Annotated in this window: 16 protein-coding genes and 1 pseudogene; 5 read left to right on the top strand and 12 right to left on the bottom strand. The window is 67.9% G+C overall.

The features are described from left to right. The first annotated feature begins 11 nt into the window (after positions 1-11). A complete protein-coding gene (locus tag K7711_RS48370) occupies positions 12-317 on the top strand; it encodes a YciI family protein (protein WP_222967242.1) in 306 nt (101 codons plus the stop codon). Between the two features lie 194 nt (positions 318-511). Continuing rightward, positions 512-943, top strand: a pseudogene (locus K7711_RS09835) (amidohydrolase family protein); the annotation flags it as partial. A 292-nt stretch (positions 944-1235) separates the two neighbouring features. On the opposite strand, the gene K7711_RS09840 reads toward K7711_RS09835, so the two are convergent. Genes K7711_RS09840 through K7711_RS09875 form a run of 9 tightly spaced genes read right to left on the bottom strand, consistent with a single transcriptional unit; the run spans position 1236 to position 9656 of the window. Then, positions 1236-2516: an MmgE/PrpD family protein gene (locus K7711_RS09840; RefSeq protein ID WP_222967246.1), complete on the bottom strand. Its 1281-nt coding sequence runs from the start codon at positions 2514-2516 to the stop codon at positions 1236-1238. Further along, positions 2513-3523, bottom strand: coding sequence for an LLM class flavin-dependent oxidoreductase (locus K7711_RS09845; protein WP_222967248.1), 1011 nt, complete (start codon positions 3521-3523; stop codon positions 2513-2515). Before K7711_RS09845 ends, K7711_RS09840 begins: the two co-directional genes overlap by 4 nt. Beyond that, positions 3520-4359 carry an alpha/beta fold hydrolase gene (locus K7711_RS09850; protein ID WP_222967249.1) on the bottom strand — a complete coding sequence of 280 codons (840 nt, stop codon included), beginning with the start codon at positions 4357-4359 and terminating at the stop codon, positions 3520-3522. The genes K7711_RS09845 and K7711_RS09850 overlap by 4 nt, the downstream gene beginning before the upstream one ends. After that, complete coding sequence (locus tag K7711_RS09855; RefSeq protein ID WP_222967258.1) at positions 4356-5303, bottom strand: DODA-type extradiol aromatic ring-opening family dioxygenase; 948 nt, start codon at positions 5301-5303, stop codon at positions 4356-4358. Before K7711_RS09855 ends, K7711_RS09850 begins: the two co-directional genes overlap by 4 nt. Beyond that, positions 5300-6607, bottom strand: a complete 1308-nt coding sequence (locus K7711_RS09860; RefSeq protein WP_222967260.1) for a M20 family metallopeptidase — start codon at positions 6605-6607, stop codon at positions 5300-5302. Before K7711_RS09860 ends, K7711_RS09855 begins: the two co-directional genes overlap by 4 nt. After that, entirely contained in the window at positions 6604-6729 is a 126-nt protein-coding gene (locus K7711_RS48375; RefSeq protein ID WP_268929204.1) for a hypothetical protein, read from the bottom strand. Before K7711_RS48375 ends, K7711_RS09860 begins: the two co-directional genes overlap by 4 nt. Before the next feature lie 2 nt (positions 6730-6731). Continuing rightward, entirely contained in the window at positions 6732-7436 is a 705-nt protein-coding gene (locus tag K7711_RS09865) for an alpha/beta fold hydrolase (protein ID WP_222967262.1), read from the bottom strand. 37 nt (positions 7437-7473) lie between these two features. Beyond that, positions 7474-8703 (bottom strand): Rieske 2Fe-2S domain-containing protein, encoded by a 1230-nt coding sequence (locus K7711_RS09870; RefSeq protein ID WP_308014611.1) that lies wholly within the window; start codon positions 8701-8703, stop codon positions 7474-7476. Positions 8704-8714: 11 nt separating this feature from the next. Next, positions 8715-9656: a PDR/VanB family oxidoreductase gene (locus K7711_RS09875; RefSeq protein ID WP_222967267.1), complete on the bottom strand. Its 942-nt coding sequence runs from the start codon at positions 9654-9656 to the stop codon at positions 8715-8717. A 128-nt stretch (positions 9657-9784) separates the two neighbouring features. On the opposite strand from K7711_RS09875, the gene K7711_RS09880 reads away from it, so the two are divergent. The 3 genes from K7711_RS09880 (at position 9785) to K7711_RS09890 (ending at position 12987) form a co-directional block, all read left to right on the top strand. Continuing rightward, positions 9785-10471, top strand: a complete 687-nt coding sequence (locus K7711_RS09880) for a TetR/AcrR family transcriptional regulator (protein ID WP_222967269.1) — start codon at positions 9785-9787, stop codon at positions 10469-10471. 246 nt (positions 10472-10717) lie between these two features. Further along, the gene (locus tag K7711_RS09885; protein WP_222967271.1) at positions 10718-12037 is read left to right on the top strand and encodes an MFS transporter; all 1320 of its coding nucleotides are present in this window, start codon (positions 10718-10720) and stop codon (positions 12035-12037) included. A 158-nt stretch (positions 12038-12195) separates the two neighbouring features. After that, a complete protein-coding gene (locus K7711_RS09890; protein ID WP_222967273.1) occupies positions 12196-12987 on the top strand; it encodes an alpha/beta fold hydrolase in 792 nt (263 codons plus the stop codon). Between the two features lie 313 nt (positions 12988-13300). Here K7711_RS09890 and K7711_RS09895 read toward each other — a convergent pair whose 3' ends face one another. The 3 genes from K7711_RS09895 to K7711_RS09905 all read right to left on the bottom strand — a co-directional run bounded on the left by K7711_RS09895 (position 13301) and on the right by K7711_RS09905 (position 16312). Beyond that, a complete protein-coding gene (locus K7711_RS09895; protein ID WP_308014613.1) occupies positions 13301-14371 on the bottom strand; it encodes an SDR family oxidoreductase in 1071 nt (356 codons plus the stop codon). Between the two features lie 30 nt (positions 14372-14401). Next, the gene (locus K7711_RS09900) at positions 14402-15220 is read right to left on the bottom strand and encodes an alpha/beta fold hydrolase (protein WP_222967275.1); all 819 of its coding nucleotides are present in this window, start codon (positions 15218-15220) and stop codon (positions 14402-14404) included. A 141-nt stretch (positions 15221-15361) separates the two neighbouring features. Continuing rightward, complete coding sequence (locus K7711_RS09905; RefSeq protein WP_222967276.1) at positions 15362-16312, bottom strand: zinc-binding dehydrogenase; 951 nt, start codon at positions 16310-16312, stop codon at positions 15362-15364. Positions 16313-16453: the final 141 nt, after the last annotated feature.

Consider the following 16453-nt stretch of genomic DNA (forward strand, 5'->3'; position numbering starts at 1 on the left):
CGGGAGCCATCGTGAACTTCTATCTCGTCATCCGCCGCCATGCCTCGCCGATTGATGACCAGGTGCGCATCACCGAGCACCTCGCATGGATGCGCGAACAACATCGGCGCGGCACAGTGCTGATCTCCGGACCCGACTCGGACCGTACCGCCAGCATCTACGTGCTGCGCGTGCCGTCGAGGGAGGATGCGGTCGCCCTGGCCGACGCCGACCCACTGGCTCGAGCCGATCCGGTCCGCATCGAGGTCATCGAGTGGGATGTCCATCAAATACTGGGGATCGGCTCGTTTACACCGCCGAGCCCCTGGTCGAGTTGATCCTGGGCGAAAGGTCACATCGCTACCAGGGGCGCTCGAAGCTAGCCGCCGGACGCCGAGAAAGCCACGCCCGCAACCAGTTCCGGTTGCGAGCGTTGTTGATGCGGCAGCGTCACATACGCGAACTCGGGGAGTACCGGCGCAGCAGTGTCGACACAGGCCGATTCTCCTGATCTCACACACTATCCACCGACGACTCTCCGGCCGCTGGTGGCGACATGTTCGCCACCATGCGCACCGCCTTCGTGGTGCAGCGCGGTCGCGACGGCGGCCTTCGATCACGGGACCTGCTCGAGTTCGCCACCGTTGACGGGGCCCGAGCGTGCGGGCTCGCCGCCCGGACCGGCAGTCTCACGCCCGGCAAGGATGCCGACGTGATCTTGCTGCGGACCGACGACCTGACCGTGTTCCCGTGCAACAACCCCGCCGGCACCATCGTCGCCGCCGGGCACCCCGGCTTGATCGACACCGTCCTGGTGGCCGGGCGCGTGGTGAAACGCGCCGGCGCTCTGGTGGGGGTGGATCTGCCCGGACTGCGCGGCCGCCTGCTCGCTTCGCGCGACCGAATCGCGGCCGCCGCCGGTGTCGCACTCGACGGCACCTGGTGCCCGCAGCCTGCCGCGTGAACGGACCGGAAAGCAGCTTCGCCGCTTGCCGCGATCACCCCACACGCCCGAGGACCATGTCAACGGGCTCATCGCTCCCGACGGCTCCGATGCGACTCGCGGTCTCCGGCTCCACGAAAGACATCCACCGAAGCAACCCTCGTGCACGCGGCCCGGCTGCGGCACTCGCAAGCGCGACAAGAACATTCGGCCGAACATGAGAGAGACGAATACGATGACGGAACTCGACCCACCGACCGTCGGATTGAAGCAGCGATCGCTACGCCGACCGGCAGCCGCGACGGACCCTTGCCTACCGCACTTCTTTCAATGTTCGTGCCATACGTGGATCGAGGCTCAGCCGGATTCGATCTTGGCTGGATGCGTCCGGTAGGCCGAGGTGGGCGGCTTTGCTGATCAGTTCCTCGTCGGACAGCGGTCGGTCTGGGTCGCCGGGGGCGACGAGCATGGTGTTACGGCGGGTGGTGCCGCCTGAGTGGACGGTCACTTCGGCACCCCAGCGTGCGGGGAAATGCGTGTCGAGGGTGGGGTCTGAGCGCAGGTGGACGGTGATGTCGGGTAGGGGTACGCGTCGTGCGGCGATGTCGCGGTACCAACCAGGGTCGTCGGCGCGGCCGGCGCTGGCGCCTGCCATGACGACGGTGGCGCTGGCCGCTGCTTCGACCGGGCTGGCGGGCTCGCGCTGGTTGGTCACGAAACGTAGCGTGGGCGTCGGCAGGGCGATTTCGATGCTGTCACCGTCCTTCGGCGATACCCCGGTGGCGGCGAGCGCGGCGAGTGCGGCATGCAGGGGTCGGGCGCACGGCCACTTCTTGAAGCCGGTGGCGGTGATGTGTGCGCTCGCGTCCGATGTGGACGACGCGGCTGGTCCCAGTGCGGCAGGCTGGTCGAGGAGAGTGGCACTGGCGGTGATCCCGGCGCGGGCAGCATGGGCGGCCCACATCCCGTGTGCGGCCGCGCGACCGCAGAGCAGATAGTGGGCGTCGCCCAGGTCGTCGTGGGAGAGAAGGCCGCCGAGCGGCGAGGCTGCGATGCCCAGCGCGGTCGTTGTGGTGCGCTGATCGAGGTCGAGCAGAGTGGCCGTCGCGGCTGCGGAGCCGAGCGCGCCGAACAGCGCGGTGGGCCACCAGCCGGCCTGGTAGAGGTTCGCCCCGCCGAACCGCAGCGAGGCCTCGATGACGGCCTCGTAGCCGGCGACGACAGCACGAGCGATCTGCGTGTCATCGGCCTGCTGCGCGGCGCCGACCTGAAGTGCCGCCGGAACGACGACCGCGCCGGGAGCGATCGCGGCGGGGCCGTGCAGCGGGTCGAACTCGTCGAGGTGCGCCAGGGTCGACTCGATCTCCACCGTGGTCGCGAGGCTCCACCGGCCGGGCACGCCCGCGGCCACGAAGCCGTCGGCGGGACCGGGCGGCAGTAATGGCAGCCACCGCTCCGTCAGCGGATGAGTGGCCCCCGAGAACACGCAGGCCATCGTGTCCAGCACATGCCATCCGGCCGCGACGAGCGTCGCGCGATCAGCGTGCTGGGCGACGTCGCGAGCGCGGGCGGCGATCTCACCGAGGACCGTCATGCGACGTCCGCCCTCGTGCGCAATATCGGGAGCACCTGCGTGCCGATGTCGGTCATCAGCGTGTGTGGCAGGTCGTAGGACCCGACGTGCTGAAGGAACACCGCGTGGGCGCCGGCTTCGCGCACGGTTGCCAGCCGCTCGGCGATCTGTTCCGCTGTGCCGTAGAGGCAGAACTCGCGTGCGAACGTGGTTGCCGCCTCGTCACTCACGTATGGGTCGCAGGCCTGGACCGCGGCATTCCAGTCTTCGGCGTGCACCAGGTCGGGATAGACGCCGGGCAGGTGACTCGGCACGTCGACGTGTACTCCGGCGAGCGCGAGGAACGGTGCGCCGCCGTTCTGCGCGATGCGTGCACAGATCGGCTTGAGTTCGCGCGCGGCCCGCGGCACATCGTCGGTGACCCGGCAATACGCGGAGACGGTGATGCGTACGTCGCGACTGCCCGCGCCCTCCCGCACCTTGGTTATGGCGGCGGCCAGTGGTGCCGGGGCGACACCTGAGAGCAGGATCGCTCCATCGGCGAGTTCGCCGGCCAGGCGCAGGTTGCGTGGGCCGCTGGCGGCGAGGTGGATCTCGACCGGACTGGGGTCCCGCAGCCGGGACCGGACCGTGCCGAAGTCCACGGGATCGCCGCCCAGTAGATCGCGCACGACTGCCATGCCTGCGCGCAGTTCTGCTCCGGTGGACTGCCGCAACCCGACCGGGCCCACGGCGCTGTCACCGACACCGACTCCGAGCAGGAACCGGCCGGGGGCGAGTTCCGCGACCGTGCGTGCCGCCGACGCGACGACGGCCGGGTGCCGGGTGACGAAATTGGTCACGGCCGTCCCGAGTGTCACCCGCGACGTGGCGGCGGCCGCTGCGGCGGCGACGGCGAACACGTCGCGCCACAGCAGTTGCGAATCGGGGAACCAGACCTCGTCGAAACCGGCGTCCTCGGCGTGCCGGGCGAGTTCTGCGATCTGCCCGGTCGGAGCGCACGGCGGGATGCGCAGCCCGACCCTCATGCCAGGAACTTCAGCGCGAGTTCGTTGAACTGCGCGGCGTGCTCGTGCTGTGGCCAGTGCCCGCAGTTCGGGAAGATCTCCAGTGCCGAATCGGGAATCGACTCATGCATTCGGTGTGCCTCCGGCACGTCACCGAAGGGGTTCTGCGCACCCCAGACGATCAGCGTGGGTGCGCTGATCCGGGCCATCTGCTCGGCGGTGAGCAGATCTTCCCTGCGGTTGTCCATGTGTTGCAGGCAGAGCAGGTGGTCGATACCGGCGACGAACTCGGGGCGGTGGTAGATGTCGTGCCGGATGTCGACCAGCTCGTCGGACACGTTCGCGGGGTCGTGCATGAGCAGTTCGAGCCGTTGGCGTGTCAGGTCGCGGTCGGTGCTGGTGACCGCGGCCTTGGTGCTGGTGCGGATCCGGTCCATGACCTTCGGGTTGGCCACGGTCCCGCCAGGGGCGACGAGCACTAGCCGTCCGACACGGTCGGGATGGTCGGCGGCCAGGCGGGCGGCCACCCAGCCGCCGAGGGATTCGCCGACGAAGTGGGCCTGCTCGATTCCGCGGCTGTCGAGGTAGTCGAGCACATGCTGGACGTATCGCGGGATCCGCAGATCGCCGCCTGGATTGGCGGTGTAGCCGTGGCCGAGCATGTCGAGGGCGTGCACTGCGAACTGTGCGGAGAACGCGGGGACGTTGCGGACGAAGGCTTCGAGGTGGCCGCTGGTGCCGTGCAGCATCACCACCGCCTCGCCCTCTCCGGCGCGCAGCGCCCGGGTCGGTGTGCCGTCGACCGGTGCGTAGGACACCTCGAAGGATGTGCCGGTCAGGTCGGACCAGATGGTCATGAAATGATCTCCTTTGAGTTGGGGGTGAGCAGGCTGACGCCCATTCCGGTCAGCCAGTCCGGGACCGCGCCGTAGGCGAGAGTGCGCGCGGGGACGCCCAGTGCGGCGGCCATCGCGATCCAGGCGCGCAGTTCCTGGGCACCGTTGCCGGCTTCGTCTTCGAGCCGGGCTGCGGGCCAGTCGAGGATCGGGGACAGGTCGCCGGTTTCGAGCAGCCGCAGGAACCATTCGTCGAAGTCGCTGTTGATGTCCGGCTCGGCGGCCCGGATGATCTGCCGACGTCGTACCTCGTACTCGCTCCACGACTCGCGCCCGTTGAGCCACGCCTGGACGAGGAACCGATCGTCGTCGGACATCGCGGCGAACCATTTCGGCCAGGGCAGCCGGTGTGACAGACCGCCGGAGGCGATCACCGCGACCCGTTTGCCCGCGCCGTCACCGCGCACGGCTGAGGCGATCGCGGTGCCGAGGTCGTGGCAGCGGCGCAGGGACGGCAGAGGCGGCGCGAACATGTTGATCACGATCGGCACCACTGGCACGTCGAGCGCGGGCAGCAGGTGCTGCAGGGAGTGGGTGATCCCGTGGTCGACGGTCAGCCGGAGCGAGAAGGCCGGGTCGAATCCGTCGGTCACCAGGCCGTCCACGATCTTGCGGGCCAGCGCGGTGTCCACCGGCAGCGGGCCTGCCGGGGTGCCCGCCTCGCCGGCGCCGAGCACTTCGGCGACGCCGATGGTGAAGGCGGGCACCAGGTCCAGGAACATGCCCCGGAAATGGTTGGAGCCGAGCACGATCACAGCGTCGGGCCGGGTCGCCGCCAGCGCGTCGCGGGCCTCGGCGAGGCCATCGCGGAAGCGGTGCGCGGCGGGCAGGTGGTCCACTTCGGCCCAGTGGGTGTTCATCAGGGTGCTGTGTGACGCGCCCACTCCGAGGACGAATTCGCTCATACCGCGCTCCGTTCACGGGTGCACAGCGTGATCGCGGCGTGCACGATGGCCCGGGTCAGCCGGGTGGCTTCGCGGATGTCGACGACGTTCATCCCGGCCGGGAAGTCCAGCGGTAAGGGAGCGGCGGGTCCGATACGGTCCATGCCGATTCGCGCGGTCGGGATCCCACGGTTACGCAGGATGTTGGCGTCGGTGGCGCCGCTGTTGGCCAGAATCGGCTCGTGGGGACGGCCGGCGAGCTCCTCCCAGGCCGCCTTGGCGGCGGTGACGACCGGCACGTCCTCCGGGGTGCTGGTGCCCGGGATGGCGAGCACCATGTCCCAGTCCAGCTCGAACTCGGGATGGTTGGCCAGGATCGCCTCGATCGCCGCCCCGAACTCGCGGCGCACCTGGGCGGGTGTCGTGCGCGGGCTGGTGCGCAGGTCGATCCGTAACCGGCACAGCGCTGGTGTCACCGCTGCCATTCGAGGCCAGCCGCCCTCGACGGAGGACACGACGCCCTGCGGCGCGACCAGCCCGTCGGTGTGCCGGGCGGCGTATTCAGGGAACCAGCGTTCGAGGGCCTCGATCACGGTGGCCGCGTGCGCGATGGCGTTGCGGTAGGGCATGCGGTGCCGGCTGCCGACGTAGGTGTAGGTGCCATGGACCCGGACCTCGAACCAGCACAGTCCGACCTCCTCCCACGCCACCGCCCAGCCGGGTTTGGCGATCAGCGCGTGGTCGGCCCACCAGCCTTGCTCGAGCATGAACGAGCAGCCCACGCCCTGCCCGGTGTTGTGTCGAGTCAGGCCGCGGGTGAGGCGGCCGTTGGTCGGCATCCCGCCGGCGCCGAGCCCGACGAGTAGGTCTCCGCGCAACGGGATGCCGGCGTTCGCGATCGCCTCCGCGGCCACGACCACCGCGGCGGCATGTCCTTTGGGGTTGCTGGCGCCGAGCCCGAGCACGTGATGCCCCTCGACGCGGGCGCGAGGCTCCAGGTCCGGCCGCAGCTCGGGGCCGACCCAGGGCACGTCCTCGTCCGGATCGCCGACGGTGAGGGTGTCGATGGGCGCGTACAGCAGCAGGTCCTCGCCGGTGCCGTCGCCGCGCAGCAGTCCCAGCGCGTTGGCCTGGCGGTCGTCGATCGCCTGGTAGTGCGCTTCGAGTCCACTGCTGGCGATGGTGTCGCTGAGCCAGCGGGCCAGCGGGGCCTCCTCACCGGTCGGGCTCGGGATGTCGACCATCCCCACCACGAGTTCGGTGAGCCGGGCCTCGTCGATGAGCTGCCACGCGGCGTCGACCCACGCTCGTTGCTGCTCGTTCATCGTGCACCGGGCCGGACGGAGCGGACTGTGGTCTTGCGGCCCAGCCGGGCGAGCAGGCCCGTTCGCCAGAGGACGGCGCCGAGCACGCTGAGCAGGGCCGGTGCGGCGATGCGGAAAGCCATGGTCAGCGGCTCCTGTCGGTGAGGAAGGTGTCGGCGAGCGCGGCGACCAGCTCTGGGCGCTCGGCCTGGGGGTGGTGCGCGGTGCGGCCGATGACGGCGAGGTCTCCGCGCGGCAGTGTGTCGGCGAGTGTCGCGGCGTATTCGGGTCCGGCGAACGGGTCGTGCCGGCCCCAGACGACCAGCGTCGGAGTATCCACAGTGGATAGAACGCCGGTCAGATCCTCTGCGCCGGCGGGGATGCGCGCCATCGGCGTGATGCTCGCCCGGTAACGGGCGTCCACGGTGGCGTCCGGGATACCGGCCGGGTCGTGCCATTCGAGCGAGGCCATCAATGCCCGCATCTTCTCCGGACTCGGGCCGTCACCGCCGTAGTACTCGGCCCGCGCCTGGGCGCCGAGTCGGGTGCCGGGCGTCGGCTGGCTGCCGATCAGCATGATCCGGCCGATTCGCCCGGGTTGCTCGGCGGCGAGCCGCAACGCCACGGTCCCGCCCAGTGACTGTGCCAGGATGCCGACCCGGGTGAGCCCGAGCCTCTCCAGCACACCAGCCAAGGCGTTGGCCCGGCTCGTTCCCGGATCGGCGGGGGAGTCGCCGTAACCGGGCAGGTCCACACACAGCCACCGGCGTTGCGGGCGCAGTGCCAGCACCGCGGCGAAGTCCGCGGTGGAGTGACAGCCGGGTCCACCGCCGTGCAGCACGACGGTCACGGGTCCGCTCGTGGCACCGACCCAGCGGTGCGCCGGCTCAGTGCCCGACACGGCGTTCGGTGGGCTGGACGACGGGCGCGGCTGCCTCGATGTGCCGACGCCAGGCCGTGATGGACAGATCGGGCCGGTACAACCGTTCCGGCGGTGCGTCGCTGACGTCGACCATCCAGGCGTCCTGGCTGGTGAACTGCCCGTGGAAGAGCCAGCGGAACGCGGCCAGGTACTTCGCCTTGAACGCCAGTGCGGCTGCCCCGGTCTCGAACGACACCATCAGCTGCACATAGCGGACATGGTCGGCGTCGACCGGCACGTACCACTCGTAGTGGATGAACTGTGGATAGGCCACCCGCAGGAGGCCTGGCATCCGGATCGAGACGAAGCCGGGCAGGTCCAGCGCGGCGATCACCGGATTCGCGTCACCGTTCTTACCCGGATGGTCCGGTAGCGGGACGCGTTTCCACCAGCGCTTGTTGGTGAACGTGCCGACGCCGGGAAACTGGGCATCCCAGTGCACCGCGTCCTGCACCCGGATCAGCCAGCCGTCCCGCTCGATGACCCGCGTCTCGTTCCACGTCGGCATCACCTTGAACAGCCGCCACAGCGCCGTGTTGTGCAGGTATTTCGCGTGCCCCTCGTCGAAGCCGTTCTCGGCGGCGAACCGCCAGTTGCCACTGCGGATGTCGGTTCGCCCGCCGAGCACCAGCGCGTTCTGTGTGAGTTCGGCTGGGATGTCACGCTCGACCGGCGGCGGTTGCTCGCCCGGGCCGAGATCGCCGACATAGACCCAGAGCAGCCCGAGGCGCTCTTCGACCGGGTAGGTCGCCACGGCGAGCTTGCCGCAGATCGGGCTGTCCGGTCCGTCGGTGATGACGGCGTTGAGCCGTCCGGTTTCCACATCGAAGGTCCAGCCGTGGTAGGTGCAGCTGAGTGTGCCGGGGAACTGTCGCCGCCCCAGCGACAACGGCACTCCCCGGTGCGGGCAGCGGTCGTGTAGCCCGTACACCCGGCCGCCTTCGCGAACCAGTGCGATCCGCTCGCCGGCCACGGTGACCGGCACCGGTTTGCGAGCGACCTGGTGGGCCCACACGGTCGGGTACCAGTAGTCGCGGAAGCCGAGCGCGGCCTTGTCGTAGGTGGGCCAGACCGACCAGTCCGCCCCGTCCTGTACCGGCGGGCCGGGCTCGGGCGGCGCGGAGCGGCCCGGGGTGCGTGACCGCGGAGGGCGGCGGGGCGCGAGGTCCTCGGTCGGGTGGGCGGTTTCGCTCACGGATTCTCCAGTCATAGGTCGAGGACGAGTTCGGGGGTTCGGGCCCGGGACACGCACGGCATCATCACGTCGGTGCGTCCGGGTTCGGTGAGTGAGTCGCGGTGCAGGGGCACACCGCCGAGCACGCGGGTTTCGCAACTGCCGCACACGCCGTCCCGGCACGCGCTCGCGACCGGCACGCCGGCTGCTTCGAGGACGTCGAGGGCGGAGGACTCCGCTGGCACGGACAGCCGGCGATCGCGGCGCGCCAGAACGAGTTCGAAGTCCTGCAGGTCTTCGTCCGACCGGGGCTGGGCCGAGAACCGTTCAACGTGCAGCGTGCCTGGTGGCCAGTCCACGCAGCGTTGCTCGACCGCGTCGATCAGCCCGGCAGGCCCGCAGCAGTAGACCGCCGTGTCTTCGACCGGCTCGCCCAAGGCGGCAGCCAGGTCGAGGTGACCGACCTCGTCGAACGGCTGGATCGCCACCTTCTCGCCGTAAGCGGCCAGGGTCGGCAGGAACGCCATCGAGCGGCGGGACCGGCCGCCGTAGAGCAGCCGCCAGTCCTGGCCATCGGCCTCCAGGCGCTGGATCATCGGCAGCAGCGGCGTGATGCCGATACCACCCGCGATGAGCAGGTAGCGACGGGCATCCGCCAGCCGAAAGTGGTTGCGTGGCCCGCCTACCTCGACCAGCTCACCTGGTCGCAGCAGCTCGTGCACGTAGCGCGAGCCGCCCGACGAATCCGGTTCCCGCAGTACGGCGATGCGATAGATGTGCCGCTGCGCGGGGTCGCCGATCAGCGAGTACTGGCGCATGGAATCCGGCAGGCCCAGGTCGATATGCGCCCCCGGCTCCCAGGCCGGCAGCAACCGCCGGCCCGGATCGGCGAGTTCGACGGACAGCACGCCGTCCGATTCCTGGCGCAGGGCAATGACTTGCAGCTCCAGCACGCCACTGGTGTCGACGCTCAATCGCGACCTCCCGTTGTTGTCGTACTAAGTACGGTACGTCATGACCACAGGTTTGGGAAGGCTGGGACGTGGACGTTGTACGGAACGCTGTCCGGTACGATCGCGCCGACATGACCTCGAGGAGATCAATGGCTCGGCAGCACAAGCGGGACAGCCAGCTCACCCCGGAGCGGATCATCGAAGCGGCGCTGCGTATCGCCGACGCCGAGGCCGATCTGGACCGGCTCACCGTGCGACGGCTGGCAGCCGATCTCGGCATCGGGACCATGACGCTCTACAGCTATTTCCGCAGCAAGGACGAGATCCTCGACGGGATGGCCGACCACGTGCTGGGTCGGATGAAACTGCCCGGCGGTACCGACGCCGGGCCGGCCGCTGCGCTTCGGGCGGTCGGCTACGCCTTTCTCGAGATGATGCGCGAGCATCCGAGTGCGGTCCGGTTGCTGGCAACTCGTGTCACCGACAGCCGCACGGCGCTGCGCGGTGCGATGGAGGCGGTCCTGCGGCGGTTGGTCGACTCCGGTATTCCGGGGCCGGTCGCGGTTCGCTGCTACGGCTTCCTGATCACCTACGCGATCGGCTTCGTTACCTACCAAACCCCGCGACAGTGGGGCCACGAGGCCGGTCAGAGCGGTACGGAGCAGCGTCGCCAGCGCAGCCACTTCTACGCGGGCCTGCCGATCGAGGACTTCCCCCTGCTGGTGAGCCTCGCCGACGAAGTCGCCGAACTCGCCTCCGACGCCCGGTTCGCAGACGGCCTGGAGTCCTACATCGACAGCGTCGTGCGCACCCTGGAGACCCACCCCGCCCGCTGATCCACGGCGCGTCCGCTCGGCTACGTGCGTGGATGGCTGACGTATGCCCTGATTCGTTGACGCCGTGTAACGAGACTGTTCGAACTCTTGACTTCGTGCGTTGAACGGTACACAGTACGAGACATTGTCCGACCGAGTGCCTCTCGGTCGCGGTTCAACCCAGCTGGCGCGCCTGTTCCCCATCCGCGCTGCCGTCTTTCCCGGACTACGCTCGAGGCGGTTCGGGCCCATTCTCCGGAGGAGACCATGACCAACCCGACCGGGTCCGACCAGCTGCGACGCCGAAAAGCCGTGTTTGCCAGCTGGATCGGCACGACGATCGAGTACTACGACTTCTCCGGCTACGGCCTGGCCGCGTCGCTGATCTTCGGCAAGGTTTTCTTTCCGACAACCGACTCGGTGGTGGGCACGCTGTTGTCACTGTCCACTTTCGCCGTCGGCTACGTCGCACGACCGGTCGGCGCACTGGTCTTCGGGCACTACGGCGACCGGATCGGCCGTAAGACCACATTGGTCACCAGCCTGATCCTGATGGGTGCGTCGACGATGCTGATGGGCCTGCTGCCCGGATACTCCCAGATCGGTGTCGCGGCCCCCGTGCTACTCGTGGTGGCTCGCCTGCTGCAGGGGTTCTCGGTCGGCGGTGAGTACGGCGGCGCGGTGCTGATGACGGTCGAGCACTCCGGCGAACGTAAGGGCGGTGTGCTGGGTGCGCTGGTCAACACCGGCGCCACGGCCGGGCTCGTGCTGGCCAACGTGGCGTTCCTGCTGGTGTTCGCGCTGCCGGAACAGCAGATGCTGTCGTGGGGCTGGCGGGTGCCGTTCCTGCTGAGCGTCGTGCTGGTGGTGGTCGGGCTCGTCGCGCGGTTGTCGATCGAGGAGACGCCCGACTTCGCCGCGGTGAAGCAACGCGGGGATGTGCGAGCGATCCCGATCGTCGAGGTGCTGCGCGACCACTGGAGGACAGTGCTGCTGCTGGCGGTGGCTATTCTCGCGGCCGGCAGCTCCTTCACGATTACCACGGTCTTCTCGCTGACCTACGGCAAGATCGGACTCGGGCTGGGCAACCGGGCCATGCTCGGCGTGCTGTTACCCGCGACCGTCGTGATTCTGGTGTGCCTGCCGCTGTTCGGGCGGCTCGCCGACAGGGTCGGGCTGCGGCGTGTTTTTCTGTTCGGCGCGGCTTCGCTGGTCGTGCTGCCGTTCGCGTGGTTCGCGCTGCTGAGCACCCGCCAGTACGGCCTGATGCTGCTGGGCTTCGCGCTGATCTTCGTCGGGTACGCGGCCAACTACGCCGTGGTGCCCGCCTACTTCTCCCGGGTCTTCCCGCCGCCCATCCGGTTCACCGGCATGTCGATCGGCTTCACCATCGGCCTGATCGCCGGCAACGCGATCGCACCTGCTGTCGCCACGTCGTTGTTCGCTGCCACCCACGGCTGGGTCGCGATCGCCGGCTACCTGGCGGTGTGCGCGCTCGCCTCACTGGTGGCCGGGTTCTTCCTGCGGCTGCCGAGTTCCGCGCAACCGCGGGTGACCGAGGCGCCGCTCGCGACGGAGAGGTCCTGACCCATGCGTGTCCGCAGCGTCCGCGGATCTGCTCATCGTGTGCGGCGATCCGCTCAGCGACATCACCGTGCTCCAGGACCGTCACAAACTGCGGCTGGGCTGCGCGGTGGCGCGCGGTTCGAGCCGTCCACCGTCCCCGCAGAATCAGGAGAACTCCCATGCTGACCGCCCATTACCTCGCCAGCCGGTTCGGCCAGCTGCACTACGTCGAATGTGGCTCGGGCGAGCCGATCCTGCTGCTCCACCAGACACCGCGCTCGTGGACCGAATACGCACACGTGCTTCCGTTGCTCGGTGCCCGCCACCGCGCGATCGCCATGGACACCGTCGGATACGGCGCCTCGGCCAAACCTGCCGACGACCAGAGCATCGAGATGTTCGCCGACGGTGTCGAGGACCTGATCGACGGTTTGGGGCTGGAGTCGGTCCATCTCGTCGGCCACCACACCGGCGGGGTCATCGCGATCGAGGTCGCGGCGCGGCTGCGCGACCGCGTACGCAGCCTGGTGCTGTCGGCGACACCGTTCGTCACCCCGGAGACGCGCGCGCGTGCGCCCTGGAAGCGTCCGATCGATTGGGTACAGCCGAAACCCGACGGTTCCCACCTCGTCGAGCTATGGAACCGGCGGCGGCACTTCTACCAGACCGGCCAGGACGCGGCACTCACCGCGTTCGTGGCCGACGCGCTGCGAGTGCTGGAGCGCGCGGAGGACGGGCACATCGCGATTCGCGCGTTCCTGATGGAGCAGCGGCTGCCGCTGATCACGGCACCGGCGACGGTGATCTGCGGGCAGCAGGACGACCCGTCGATGCCCAGCGTGGAACCGCTCGCCGCGGCGCTGTCGGCGAAGGTGCATGTCGTGCCCGATGCCGGGGTGCCGTTCCCGGAACAGCGGCCGGACGAGTTCGCCCGGCTCGTCTTGGAGGCAGTCGATCACTCGATGAAGTGAAAACAAGACGCTCTCGGTCCGAGTTCCAGGTCCGTGACATACAGCGGCGACAATCCCTCCCCGTGTCCAGACGTCTTCGCCGACAGCCTGGAGCCCCTTGGCGCTCGGGTAATCGTAGAGCGCGGCATGACCCGCTGATCCGAAGAACAACCCGTACTCCTCTTTCTTCGAGTCGGATCCCTTCCTCAGCTCTGAATTCAACTTCACATCGAACGGATGCTCCAGATTGTCGAAGACCGCCCTGTCGTCGCCTGTCAGAAATCGATCGGTGAGCGAAAGATCGTCCAGACCGAATGTGCCTGTTTCCGACTATTCAGGGCTCGACCGGGGTCTCGGGCTGCATCTGATAGGAGCGCTGCACGGCCTCATGCCTGGTCCCGAGACCATCGGTGGTCTTGCGCTGCCAGGGAACTTGCTGGAGATGCATCGTCTCCTCCCGCATCGACGCCGGCTCCAGATTGCGGAAACGGTCGATCTCACCAGCGGCGACCGCCGTCAAGGTCGCATACACCGGTTCCGGATCGAACTGCGCCCGAGGGAATGCCAGCGCCGAATAGTCGAATAAGCGCCCGGCCGGGTCGTCCTCCCAGCTCTCCCAGGTCTGGAACATTCGGTCGTTGAAACCGGTCAGAAAGGGCCCCGGGTTGACCGTGGCCACTTCGATGCCATATTCCTGTAGCTCGTACGCCATCGTTTCCGCGATTGCCTCGATCGCATGCTTGGAGGCGGAGTACAAACCGGTGAAGGGGTTGACGTTCAGCCCTTCCCGAGACGAGACCCACACGATACGTCCGCCACCCTGACCGATCATCTGCTTGGCGATTCCCTGAGTGAGCAGAAGCGGCCCGAAGACGTTGACCTCGAACTGATTTCGGATATTCCACGCCGGAATATCGACCGTCGCCCCGCCCTCGCCGATTCCCGCATTGTTCACCAGAATCTGCACACCCCAGTCGAGGGCCTTGGAGCGGTCGCCATCGTGCGTGACATCGAGCTTCTCGACACGCAGATCGACTCCTCGCTCGGCCGCCTGCCGCTTCAGCGTCTGGACCTGCGCGTAGATTTCGACCGCCGCGATGACGTCGAACCCCTTCTCCGCCAATCGCATAGCAGCTTCGTATCCGAACCCGGTGCCCGCTCCGGTGACCAGGACCTTCTCGAAAGCAACATTCACCATATCGATGCCCCTCGTTCCATGATGCCGGACTGTGTTCCCTGCACATCCTCGCGGCATGCCCAACCCACATCCGCCGACCGAGCCGCATCGGATACGCAGTATTCGTGCGGGATCAACTGCTTCGCACCGGAACCTGATGCGCGAAACTTCTACCCGAAGTGCGCGAACAATTGTAGCCCCGGCCTTGCAGACGGTCCGGTTGAGCACATTCGCCGCCGGCAGTCCGGTTCGGTGCTGTCAGGACTGGATGAACGCGAGCAGATCCGGGTTGAGGACATCTGCGTGCGTGGTCAGCATGCCGTGGGGGAAGCCCGGGTAGGTCTTCAATGATCCGTTCTCGAGGAGTTCGACCGCACGCGGGACCGAGCTGCCGAATGGGACGATCTGGTCATCGTCTCCATGCATCACCAGGACCGGGACCGTGATCCTCTGTAGGTCCTCGGTGTAGTCCTCCAGCCAGGAGAAGACGGTCTCGTAGTGGGCCTGGGCGCTGCCGAGCATCCCCTGCCGCCACCAGTTCGCGATGACCGCTTCGGACGGCTCCGCGTCTGGACGGTTGTATCCGTAGAACGGGCCTTCCGGCACGTCGCGGAAGAATTCTGACCGGTTGCCCAGGATCCCAGCCTGAATAGCGTCGAACCACTCCTGCGGCCGGCCGTCCGGATTGTCGTTGGTCTTGACCATGTTGGGCGTCAGGGAAGCCACCAATACCGCCTTGGCGACACGCTCCTGATGGCGAGCGACGTAACGCGCCACCTCGCCGCCTCCCGTCGAGTGACCGATATGTACAGCGTCGCGCAGATCCAGATGCTCTGTGAGCGCTGCCAAGTCCGCGACCCAGTGGACCATGTCGTTCCCGGTGCCGACTTGAGCGGATCGCCCGTGCCCGCGGCGGTCGTGGGCGATCACGCGGTAGCCGTGGCGAAGGAAAAACATCATCTGGGCATCCCAGTCGTCAGCCGACAACGGCCAGCCGTGGCTGAAGACGATCGGCCGGCCGGAACCCCAGTCCTTGTAGAAGATCTCCACGCCGTCGGGAGTAGTGATGGTAGGCACGTGTTTGTTCCTTTCTGCTCGTGGTTGCCGCCTACCACGATGTCGTGCTGGACGTCTGGTGGAGTGATGAATCGCCCCGGGTTTGCCCAAAGGAGATATCGTCAAATCCGTGAGTGGAAGTGCCCGCGTCGGTAGTTGCTGTCAGTCGCCGAAGCGGGCAACGAGTCGGCCAGTGACCTCGTTGGCAGCGAGTTTTGCCAGGCCGTCGCCGATTCCGTCGAACGGGATCTCGGTGTAGACCGGCGTGATCTCGCCCTGGAGCATCAGGGCGTAGACCTCTTCGATGTCGGAGACCGTGCCGCCGAGCGAGCCTTCGATCGTCCTGCCGAGGATCGAGTGTGTCCTGATTGTGAACGTCGACCGGCCGAGTCCGACCTGGATCACCTTGCCGCCACGCTTGATCGCATTCACCGCGTTCTGGGTGGTGTCGAAGCCCGCGTAGTCGACAACGAGGTCGAAGTCGCCCCCGGCGAGCGGATTCGTCACCCATTCGGCGGAGTCCTCGACACAGGAGACGACACCGGCAGCCTTCGCGATCGGCCAGACGTCCTGCTTCGTCTCGGCGATGTGCACCTCGGCGCCGGCGAGGACGGCGGCGCGGGCGCCGATCTGCCCCAGGCCACCGAATCCGATGACCCCGACCTTCATCCCGACCGTCGCCCCGCCGGCCTTGATCATCGCGTGGTAGCTCGTCATACCTGCATCCGTCGCCAAGGCGGCGAGTGACATGTCGAGGCCCGCCGGTACGCGCGCGAGGTCGCGGTAGTCGGTGACGACCTGGTCGGCGAAGCCACCGGGTGTGAACATACCCATGGGCGGTTGCACGCCGGAACAGCAGACGCCGACCACGTCGCCCACCTGAAACCCCGTGACACCCTCGCCGACCGCGGCGATCACCCCCGCGTTCTCGTGCCCTTGTGTCATCGGGAGGAACGGCATCGCCGCGTCGCCCTCGCCCATGTACATGATGTCGGAATGGCAGAGCCCGGCGGCCTTCACGTCGATGAGCACCTGGTTCGGCCCAGGCGTCGGCTCCGGGACCTCATTGAGCTGAATCGGGGCATGGTTGCCCATGTACTGCCAGGCGCGCATTCTCGTTCTCCTTCGCTGCTCAGTAGCCGCCATCGGCCAGCAAGCCTTCGTGTTGTATCCACCCCTCAGTGAAGACCATAATATAGTTGACTAGGTCGCCTGTCTGAGGTTAAGTTGGCGTTCGAATCTCGAAGATGTGGA

Origin of the sequence: Nocardia coffeae (genome assembly GCF_019890715.1) — a bacterium.
Classification (GTDB): Bacteria; Actinomycetota; Actinomycetes; order Mycobacteriales; family Mycobacteriaceae; genus Nocardia; species Nocardia jiangxiensis.

What these genes read in the sequence shown, in the direction of transcription:
- K7711_RS09845 (WP_222967248.1), bottom strand. Translation starts at nt 3,523, where the DNA reads ATGAGGGTCGGGCTGCGCATCCCGCCGTGCGCTCCGACCGGGCAGATC.
- K7711_RS09860 (WP_222967260.1), bottom strand. Translation starts at nt 6,607, where the DNA reads ATGAACGAGCAGCAACGAGCGTGGGTCGACGCCGCGTGGCAGCTCATC.
- K7711_RS09880 (WP_222967269.1), top strand. Translation starts at nt 9,785, where the DNA reads ATGGCTCGGCAGCACAAGCGGGACAGCCAGCTCACCCCGGAGCGGATC.
- K7711_RS09885 (WP_222967271.1), top strand. Translation starts at nt 10,718, where the DNA reads ATGACCAACCCGACCGGGTCCGACCAGCTGCGACGCCGAAAAGCCGTG.
- K7711_RS09890 (WP_222967273.1), top strand. Translation starts at nt 12,196, where the DNA reads ATGCTGACCGCCCATTACCTCGCCAGCCGGTTCGGCCAGCTGCACTAC.
- K7711_RS09905 (WP_222967276.1), bottom strand. Translation starts at nt 16,312, where the DNA reads ATGCGCGCCTGGCAGTACATGGGCAACCATGCCCCGATTCAGCTCAAT.
- K7711_RS09850 (WP_222967249.1), bottom strand. Translation starts at nt 4,359, where the DNA reads ATGACCATCTGGTCCGACCTGACCGGCACATCCTTCGAGGTGTCCTAC.
- K7711_RS48375 (WP_268929204.1), bottom strand. Translation starts at nt 6,729, where the DNA reads ATGGCTTTCCGCATCGCCGCACCGGCCCTGCTCAGCGTGCTCGGCGCC.
- K7711_RS09840 (WP_222967246.1), bottom strand. Translation starts at nt 2,516, where the DNA reads ATGACGGTCCTCGGTGAGATCGCCGCCCGCGCTCGCGACGTCGCCCAG.
- K7711_RS09855 (WP_222967258.1), bottom strand. Translation starts at nt 5,303, where the DNA reads ATGAGCGAATTCGTCCTCGGAGTGGGCGCGTCACACAGCACCCTGATG.